Origin of the sequence: Ruegeria meonggei (genome assembly GCF_900172215.1) — a bacterium.
In the GTDB taxonomy this organism is placed as follows: domain Bacteria; phylum Pseudomonadota; class Alphaproteobacteria; order Rhodobacterales; family Rhodobacteraceae; genus Ruegeria; species Ruegeria meonggei.
Window position 1 is genome coordinate 1 of the sequence record NZ_FWFP01000028.1, and the last position, 1,293, is coordinate 1,293.

Annotated in this window: 1 pseudogene; it reads right to left on the bottom strand. The window is 56.1% G+C overall.

Annotation, left to right across the window (positions count from 1 at the left end):
- Nucleotides 1-26 precede the first annotated feature (26 nt).
- Nucleotides 27-1,225: pseudogene (locus RUM8411_RS22380) on the bottom strand (IS3 family transposase).
- Nucleotides 1,226-1,293: the final 68 nt, after the last annotated feature.

A 1,293-nucleotide genomic window follows, 5' to 3' on the forward strand; every position in this document is an offset into this window, starting at 1 on the left:
TGACCTGCGCCCCGAGGCTCCCTCATTCATAACGAGAGTCTGCGGGTCTGGTTTTCATATTCTTGGTCGTCGGTTTGGGCAAGCGCTCTCTCGTTGTTTACTTCACAAACAACTGTCTGGCAGTGGTCGTGCGCGGAGCCTTCAAATTGCTCAAGCGCTCGACGCGCTTCTGCGGGTGTTTTGTTCGCCAGCGATGAATGGGGTCTGACGTGGTTGTAGTCGTATCGCCATAGGGCCAGCTTACGGCGGGCGTCATCCAGACTATCGAACAACTCCTCATTCAGCAGTTCATCACGCAGGCTGCCGTTGAACGACTCGATGAAGGCGTTCTGCTGGGGCTTACCTGGGTCGATGTAATACCAGTCCACGCAATTATCGTTCGCCCATTTTAGGATCGCTCGGCTGGTGAACTCCGTTCCATTGTCGCTGACAATGCTGGCGGGCTTGCCGTAAATGCGAACAAGCGCATCCAGTTCGCGTACGACACGTGCACCGGATATGGAAGTGTCGGCCATCAGGCATAGGTTCTCCCGACAGCAATCGTCATTCACTGCCAGAATGCGGAATTTACGAGACGCGCCAAAGGTATCTGACAGAAAGTCCAGCGACCAGCGTTCGCCGGGTCTCAGGGCCTCGGGCATCGGTGTCCGTGAGCCACGGGCCCGTTTCCGGCCCTTTCGCCGCCTGACCCCAAGCTTTTCCTCCGTATACAGCCGTTACAGCTTCTTGTGGTTCATGATCATTCCTTTGCGCTCAAGCATCACCCCGATCCGGCGATAGCCAAACCTGCGGCGCTTGGCTGCGACCGCCTTCATCTCTGCTCTGATCTCTGGACTGTCCGGCGGGCGTTCACGCCGGAGGGTTTTGGGATCAACACCGACAAGACGGCAGGCCCTGCGCTGCGAGATATCATGATCCCGCATTGCAAGAAGCGCTGCCGCTCGCCGCTCGGTCGGTGTCGTCAGCTCTTTCCCAGAAGATCCTTCAACACAACATTGTCCAGCATAGTGTCGGCCAGCAGGCGCTTGAGCTTGGCATTCTCATCTTCCAGCGACTTCAGCTTGGCAGCATCAGAAACTTCCATGCCGCCATACTTGGATTTGAACTTATAGAACGTCCCTTGGCTGAGGCCATGCTTGCGGCACACCTCTGCAGTTGGCATCCCAGCTTCCTGTTCTTTGATCATCCCGACTATCTGGGCTTCCGTGAAACGACTCTTTCGCATCTGTTTGCTCCTTCGAAACGTTGAGCAAACTCTACATTAAGGTGAGGGAAGTTTCGGGGGGCAGGTCA